The sequence below is a fragment of the Nonomuraea sp. NPDC050547 genome (genome assembly GCF_044457345.1).
GTDB lineage: Bacteria > Actinomycetota > Actinomycetes > Streptosporangiales > Streptosporangiaceae > Nonomuraea.
Genome location: NZ_JBITGW010000007.1, coordinates 248,075 through 254,741 on the forward strand (window position 1 = coordinate 248,075; position 6,667 = coordinate 254,741).

The 6,667-nt window shown below is 70.7% G+C and carries 6 protein-coding genes; 2 read left to right on the forward strand and 4 right to left on the reverse strand.

Annotation, left to right across the window (positions count from 1 at the left end):
• Window positions 1–4 precede the first annotated feature (4 nt).
• Complete coding sequence (locus ACIBHY_RS19615) at window positions 5–970, forward strand: GNAT family N-acetyltransferase (RefSeq protein ID WP_397247026.1); 966 nt, start codon at window positions 5–7, stop codon at window positions 968–970.
• Here the strand turns inward: ACIBHY_RS19615 and ACIBHY_RS19620 are convergent.
• The 3 genes from ACIBHY_RS19620 to ACIBHY_RS19630 form a co-directional block, all read right to left on the reverse strand.
• Window positions 957–1,376, reverse strand: coding sequence for a Rieske (2Fe-2S) protein (locus ACIBHY_RS19620; protein ID WP_397247027.1), 420 nt, complete (start codon window positions 1,374–1,376; stop codon window positions 957–959). The two genes, ACIBHY_RS19615 and ACIBHY_RS19620, sit on opposite strands and share 14 nt — an antisense overlap.
• Before the next feature lie 11 nt (window positions 1,377–1,387).
• A complete protein-coding gene (locus ACIBHY_RS19625) occupies window positions 1,388–2,719 on the reverse strand; it encodes an ATP-binding protein (protein WP_397247029.1) in 1,332 nt (443 codons plus the stop codon).
• A gap of 440 nt (window positions 2,720–3,159) precedes the next feature.
• Window positions 3,160–3,831 (reverse strand): response regulator transcription factor, encoded by a 672-nt coding sequence (locus tag ACIBHY_RS19630; protein ID WP_184959038.1) that lies wholly within the window; start codon window positions 3,829–3,831, stop codon window positions 3,160–3,162.
• Between the two features lie 122 nt (window positions 3,832–3,953).
• Between ACIBHY_RS19630 and ACIBHY_RS19635 the strand changes: the two genes are divergently transcribed.
• The gene (locus tag ACIBHY_RS19635; RefSeq protein WP_397247031.1) at window positions 3,954–4,412 is read left to right on the forward strand and encodes a hypothetical protein; all 459 of its coding nucleotides are present in this window, start codon (window positions 3,954–3,956) and stop codon (window positions 4,410–4,412) included.
• Between the two features lie 589 nt (window positions 4,413–5,001).
• Here the strand turns inward: ACIBHY_RS19635 and ACIBHY_RS19640 are convergent.
• Window positions 5,002–6,075, reverse strand: a complete 1,074-nt coding sequence (locus ACIBHY_RS19640) for a hypothetical protein (RefSeq protein ID WP_397247032.1) — start codon at window positions 6,073–6,075, stop codon at window positions 5,002–5,004.
• Window positions 6,076–6,667: the final 592 nt, after the last annotated feature.

Consider the following 6,667-nt stretch of genomic DNA (forward strand, 5'->3'; position numbering starts at 1 on the left):
CACCATGAGCATCACGTGGGGGCCGCTGCGCAAGGACGACGCCGGACGGTGGGCGGAACTGACCGCCGCGATCCAGGCCGTCGACCAGGACGGCGAGAACTACGGCGCAGAAGACCTCACCGAGAGCCTCACCAGCCCGCTGGTCGACCTCGCCGAAGGCACGCTCGCGGCCAGGGACGGCGACCGCCTCGTGGCCTTCGCCTTCCTCCCGATCAGGCAGACCGCACCGGAAGTGCACCGGATGGGGTTGTGGGCCGGCGTCCACCCCGAGCACCGCCGTACCGGCCTCGGCACGCGCATCCTCGACTGGGCCGTCGAGGCCGCGCCGCGTCTGCACGAGCGCGCGTACCCCGGAAAGCCGCTCGAAGTCCAGGTCCACACCCGCGACACGCAGATCTGGGCGGCGAAGCTCTTCGAGAGCAGGGGCTTCGCCCAGGCGCGCTGGTTCTTCCAGATGGAACGCGACCTGGCCACGGAGATCGAGTCCCGCCCGCCCGTCGCCGGACTGCGCCTCACCACCTGGACCCCCGACCGCGACGCGGGCGCCCTGAACGTGCGCAACGAAGCCTTCAGCGGCCACTGGGGCACCACCCCCCACACCCCGGAAAGCTGGACGGAGAAGATCACCAGCACCCGCGCCTTCGTCCCGGAGGGCTCCTTCCTCGCCCTCGACGGCGACGAGGTCGTCGGCATCCTGATCACCCACTACTTCGCCGCCGACACCGCCGTGACCGGCGTGCGCGAGGCGTGGATCCAGATCATCGGCACCCTCGCGCCCTGGCGCGGCAAGGGCGTGGCGAGCGCGCTCATCTCACACGCCCTCACCGAGCTCAAGAGTCAGGGGTACGGCAGAGCCGGCCTCAGCGTCGACGCCGACAACGGCACCGGGGCGCTCGGCGTCTACGAGCGCTCCGGGTTCACCGTGGTCCAGCGCACCTCCGCCTACACGAGGATGTTCACGCCAGCCTGATCTTGCCGCCCGATACCTTGATCTTCTTGCGGGGGAGCGCGCGGGTGGCGGGGCCCTGGACGACCGCGCCGGTCGAGATGTTGAACTTGCTGCCGTGGCACGGGCAGTTGATCGTGCCACGGCTGACGCTCGCCAGCGTGCAGCCCTGGTGGGTGCACTTGGCGCTGAAGCACCGGAAGACGTTCTTCCTCGGCTGGGTGATCACGTACGTGTTCTTGATGATCCGTCCGCCGCCGACACGGATGTTCTTCGTGAGGGCCAGGACGGGCTTGGCGGATTCCGCATCTGCCTCGGCCTCGGCCCGGCTTGGGGACTGCGCGTCCGCGTCGGCCCGGCTTGGCCACAGGAACACGGTCGCGGCGCCGGTGAGGGTGGCGCGGGCGACTAGGGCACGGCGTGTGAGCATGGTTGCCTCCTTCAACCGTCCACACGTACCGCATCGGCGTAGTGGTTCATGGGGAAACGTGCGACAAATCCCCCGGAGATGGCGTGGACGGTGCCGCCGTGGAGCGTCGCGATGTCCCTGGCGATCGGCAGGCCCAGGCCCGCGCCGCCGGCGTCACGCGCCCTGGCCTCGTCGAGCCTGGTGAACCGGCCGAACACCGCCTCCCGCTGCCCCTCAGGAATCCCCGGCCCGTCGTCCTCGACCTCCAGCACCGCCGTCGTACCCTCGCGGCGGACCCGGACCACGACCGCCGAGGCGGCGTGCCGTACCGCGTTGCTCGCCAGGTTGGTCACGAGCCGGCCGACGTGGCCGCGTACACCCTCGATCACCACGTCCGGCTGCACGTCCAGCTTCAGCTCCACCTCCGGGCGGCGCTCGACCCGCACGGCCTCCTCGGCGGCGATCTGGCCCAGGTCCACGTCGGCTGCCTGGAGCGGTTCGCCCGCGTCCAGCCGGGCCAGCAGGAGGAGGTCACCGGCCAGTGCCTGCAGGCGTTCGACGTCGGCGAGGGCCTCGGCGGTCAGCTCGCTCGGCTCGGCCAGCTCCAGCCTCGCCCGCAGGGTCGCGATCGGGCTGCGCAGTTCGTGGGCGGCGTCGGCGACGAAGCCCTTGTGCCGGTCGACCGCCGTCTCCAGCCGGTCCAGGGTGCCGTTGACCGTGGTCGCCAGGGCGGCGATCTCGTCCCCCGAACTCGGCACCGGGACCCGCTGGTGCAGGTCGCGGGCGGTGATGTCGGCGACCTTGGCCCGGATGGCCGCCACCGGGCGCAGCGCCCGGCCCACCGACAGCCACGTCATCACCGCCACCACCAGCAGCAGCGCGGGCACGCCAGGAAGCAGCACGCTGTTGAGCGTGGTCAGCGCCTCCTCGGCCGGGGCCAGCGAGGAACGCGCGAGCACCATGCCCGGCCCCGCCTCGGTGGCCACCGACATCCCCACCACCCGGAACCCGTCGACCTGCTCCCAGGCGGTGGTGAAGGTCTTGCCGTCCGCACTGAGCATGATGTCCGGGTCGACGAGGGTCGTCTGGTACGGCTGGGTGGTGCCCATGGTGGCCTGGTAGGGCACGGAGGTGTCGGTCAGGGTGGCCATCTCGGCCTTCTGGGCATCGCCCCGCGCCACCGACGCCTGCAGGACGGGCGCCGCCTCGACGGCCCGCCGGGCGGCGTCCGCGTCGACACTGGCCAGGAGACTGCCGCGCATGGACTGGGTCAGCACCAGCGCCGTCACCCCCAGAGCCAGGGCCACTACCAGGGTGGCGGCAAGGGTGGCGCGCAGCCGTACCGACGAGGCCCCCTCCCGCACCCGAGCAACGAGCGACCCACCCCCCTGAACCCTCCCCGCGCCCTGCTCCAGCGCCACGTCGTGCCCCCGCACCCCCTGACGCCCCCGAGCAACCCGCCCGGCCCGACCCCCCCGCCCGCTCTTCCGCCCCCGCCCGCCTTCGTGCTCCTCCGCAGCAGCGTGTGCCCGCCCGGCCTTCCGCCCCCGAGCAACCGAAGTGGCTTGGCGCGCCCACCCAGCCGGGGCGTCCGCGTGAGTGCCCTGGGGCGTCCGTGCGGTCTTGTGCGCCCCCGCAGGAGTGTCTTGGCGCGCCTCCGTGGTCCGCTGGTCCCGCGTGGTCTCGTCTTCCCTCGCGGGTTGGTGCTCCTGCGTGGCCGGCGGAGTGGTCTTGGGCAGTTCGGGGGCAGGAGGTGTGTGCGGGCGGGGCCGGGGATTGTGGGGGGTTGTGTCGCCGTTGCCGGTCATTCCGCCTCCAGCCGGTAGCCCGCACCGCGGACCGTCACCAGGGTCGTCCTGCCGAACGGCAGATCGATCTTGCGGCGCAGCGCGCTGATGTACACCTCGATGATGTTCGCGTCACCGTCGTAGGAGAAGTCCCAGGCGGCGGCCAGCAGGTCGCTCTTGGACACCACCTCGCCCGCCCGCCTGGCCAGCCCGTGCAGCACCGCGAACTCCTTCGGCGTCAACGACACCTCCGTCTCACCCCTGCGGCAGCGCAGCCCGGCCGGGTCGATCACGAGGTCCCCGACCGTGATGGACACCGGCCGCTCCCGCCCGCCCCTCCGCACCAGCGCGCGCAACCGGGCCAGCAGCACCACGTACGAGAACGGCTTGGCCAGATAGTCGTCGGCGCCCGTGTCGAGTGCCTCGGCCTCGTCGTAGACGCCGTCCTTGGCGGTCAGCATCATGATCGGCGTCCAGTTGCCCGCCTCACGGAGCTTGGCGCAGACGGCGTAGCCGTTCATCCGCGGCAGCATCACGTCGAGCACGATCACGTCGTAGTCGTTCTCGGTGGCCATCCACAGCCCGTCGCGCCCGTCATAGGCCACGTCCACCGCGAACCCCTCGCCGGTCAGCCCGCCCTTCACCAGGTCGGCCAGCCGCTGCTCGTCCTCAACCAATAGCACTCGCACGCCTCTCAGAGTGCAGCAAGCCACCTAAAGCCAACCTGAAGATCATTTAGGGCGCCTTCAGCCTCTCTTCAGGTACGGCAGAGCAGATTCGTTCTCGTCCGACCCACACGACAGGAGAATTCATGTTCAAGCGACGCGTAATGGTCCTCAGTGCGGTAGGCGTGCTGGGGCTCGCCGCCCTGGCCGGATCGGCGATGGCCGACGAGACACCCGCACCCGGCGCAGGCGGCAAGGTCGTCTGCACCGACGAGAACGGGAAGGTCGTCGCCGAGCTCACCCAGTCGACCAAGGCGATCGCCATCGACAAGGACGGCAAGGTCACCACCTGGGCCGACGCGGAAAGCGTGCCCGCCGAAGGCGCCACGCTCAACCCTGACAAGGACGCCGAGAAGGCCGACGACCCAGGCAAGGGCGGCGTCCTGGAGTTCACGGAGGCGGTGCCGGCCCTTCCGGCCGAAAAGGGCACGGACCAGGGCGGCCAGGCGGAGGCCGGTTCCAAGCCTTCACTGAACGTGATGGGCACCCCGCCCGCGGACGGACTGGCCAAGACGGTCTCCATCAAGTGCGAGAAGGCCGACTAGCCACACCGGCAACCATTCCTTACCAGCTACCAGCTACCAGCTACCAGCTACCAGCTACCGGCTACCGGCTACCGGCTACCGGCTACCGGCCCCGCCGGTGACATGTCCACACCGGCGACCACGACCGACCACGGTTGACCCCGATCGATCATGACTGGCCACGATTGATTAGGACCGGCCATGGCTCGCCGTGGTCGACCACGACCGGCCGCAACCGGCGACAGTCGATCGCAGCCGACTGTGGCCAACCGCGACTGGTCGTGACTGGCCGTGTCTGACCACGACCGGCGCCAACCGGCCGCGGCTGGTCTTGACCGACCACGATCGGCGGCGACCGACCGTGATTGGCCGCGCCCGACCGCGCCTGACAGCGGCCCGGTCGCGACCGACCGAGACCGACAGCGGTCTGACCACAACCGGCCGCGCCTGACAGCGGCCCGGCTGCAGCCGACCGCGACCGACCGCGACCGGCCACGGCCGACAGTGGCCGATCAGTTGGGTGTGGTGCGTCGTGATCAGGTGACGGGCGGGGGCGTGCGCCGGCCGTACGGACGGGGAGTACGGGCGGTGGGAGGTTCTGGTGTGGGATCTAGGTGAAGGTTGGGTGCGGTCCCAGGGCCCAGTATTCGTACAGGCCGTGCCCGACCTGGCCGTCGTATTCGAACCGGCCGACCGCGTCGACCATGCCCCACATGCGCGCCGCGTCGTCCGGGAGCGTATAGGTCACACCCTGGACCACCGGGTCCGGACCCTGGTACATCCCGTGCTTCCAGTCGGGCTCCAGGCCGTACCCGGTGCCGACCATGAGGTGGACGGGCAGGATCGGACGGGCGCGTACCTCGAACGGCTTGCCGCCGGGCGGGGAGAACCCGATCACGGCCTCGACCACGTCACGGGTGCCGGGGGCGTACACGGGCTGGTATTCGGGGCGGCCGAGGTACTCCTCCTCCCGGCCGTCCGACCAGACCCGTGTCGCCTCCTCCAGCACCCTGCGGCCCTTCTCGTCCTCCTGGATGATGCAGAGGATCGCGTGGTCGTCGAACTGCATGGGCGCGTACAGCCAGTAGAACGTGCCCGGGTTCTTCGACTGGATGCCGGGCGGCTCGGGTTCGCCCACGGGTCGTACGCCCCAGGAGCGGTCGCGGGTGCCCTGCCAGCGGTCCGGGGTGACGGCGATCTCCTCCTCCCCGATCCGGATATTTCCTGACCACCGTCCGGTCTGCGCCATCCGTACCGAATCGAACATGACCCGCTCCTGCCAGCGCACGAAGTGGCGCGGCTCCAAGGTCGCCGGGATCGTGCCCTCCCAGGTGAGGTCGAAGGACAGGCCATGCTCGTTCGGCTCCAACAGCACCCGGAGCCGCTTGAGCCCTTCGATGACCTCCACCCGGAACGGGCCGATCTCGGTGTTCATCCGGTCCGCGCCCAGCTCCCGCGAGGCGCGGACCACCCGGTGCAGCCGCTGCGTCCTGACGCAGGCGAAGGCGTCGGTGACACCCAGGTTGGGGTACTGGCCTACGCCGATGATGAGCATGAGCTCGTCGGTGGCGGCGTGGCAGTTGAAGTAGTAGCGGTCGTAGAAGTTGCGGTCGGAGGTGGCCACGTGCCGCATGACCTGGGGGGCTTGGTGGATCGGGTAGTCGTCCAGGGGTGAGAGCGCCATGCCAGCGTTGTAGCAAGCGCTTGGTACAACGTCAACGCCCACCCCCGGCCCAGCCCCTCCGCCCGGCCCGCGTGCCCCGCGCCGGCTTGCCCGCTCTGGTCTGCGCTGTGCCGCTGCTCGGGTAGTGCGGTGTCCGGGCGCGGGGTGCCCAAGGCGCGGGGCGGGAAGCGCGGGGTGCCGGGCAGCGGGGTGCCGGGCAGCAGGCTGGGAAGCGCGCGGTGCCGGGTGCGGGTGCTGGGCGTGTGGTGCCGGGGCGCGGTGCAACAGGGTGGCGGGTCCGGGGCGCCAGGCTGGGAAGCGTGCGGTGCCGGGCAATGGGCGCCGGGCAGTGAACTGGGAAAGCGCGCGGTGCCGGGCAGTGGGCTGGGAAGTGTGGGGTGCCGGGCGTGAAGTCCCGGATGCGGGGTCCGGGGTCCGGGTGCGGGGTCTGGGGTGCGGGGCAGCGGGTGGTGGGGAGTGTGTGGGGGTGGGGGCAGGTTGGGGTAGCAGAAAGCGGGGCCCCACAAACAGGGGGCCCAGATTGCGGGAAAAAAAAAAAAAAATTCGCAAAGACACAGTTGGCCCGGAACACAATTTGTTCCCCCCCCAGTAC

What these genes read in the sequence shown, in the direction of transcription:
- ACIBHY_RS19615 (WP_397247026.1), top strand. Translation starts at nt 5, where the DNA reads ATGAGCATCACGTGGGGGCCGCTGCGCAAGGACGACGCCGGACGGTGG.
- ACIBHY_RS19620 (WP_397247027.1), bottom strand. Translation starts at nt 1,376, where the DNA reads ATGCTCACACGCCGTGCCCTAGTCGCCCGCGCCACCCTCACCGGCGCC.
- ACIBHY_RS19635 (WP_397247031.1), top strand. Translation starts at nt 3,954, where the DNA reads ATGTTCAAGCGACGCGTAATGGTCCTCAGTGCGGTAGGCGTGCTGGGG.
- ACIBHY_RS19640 (WP_397247032.1), bottom strand. Translation starts at nt 6,075, where the DNA reads ATGGCGCTCTCACCCCTGGACGACTACCCGATCCACCAAGCCCCCCAG.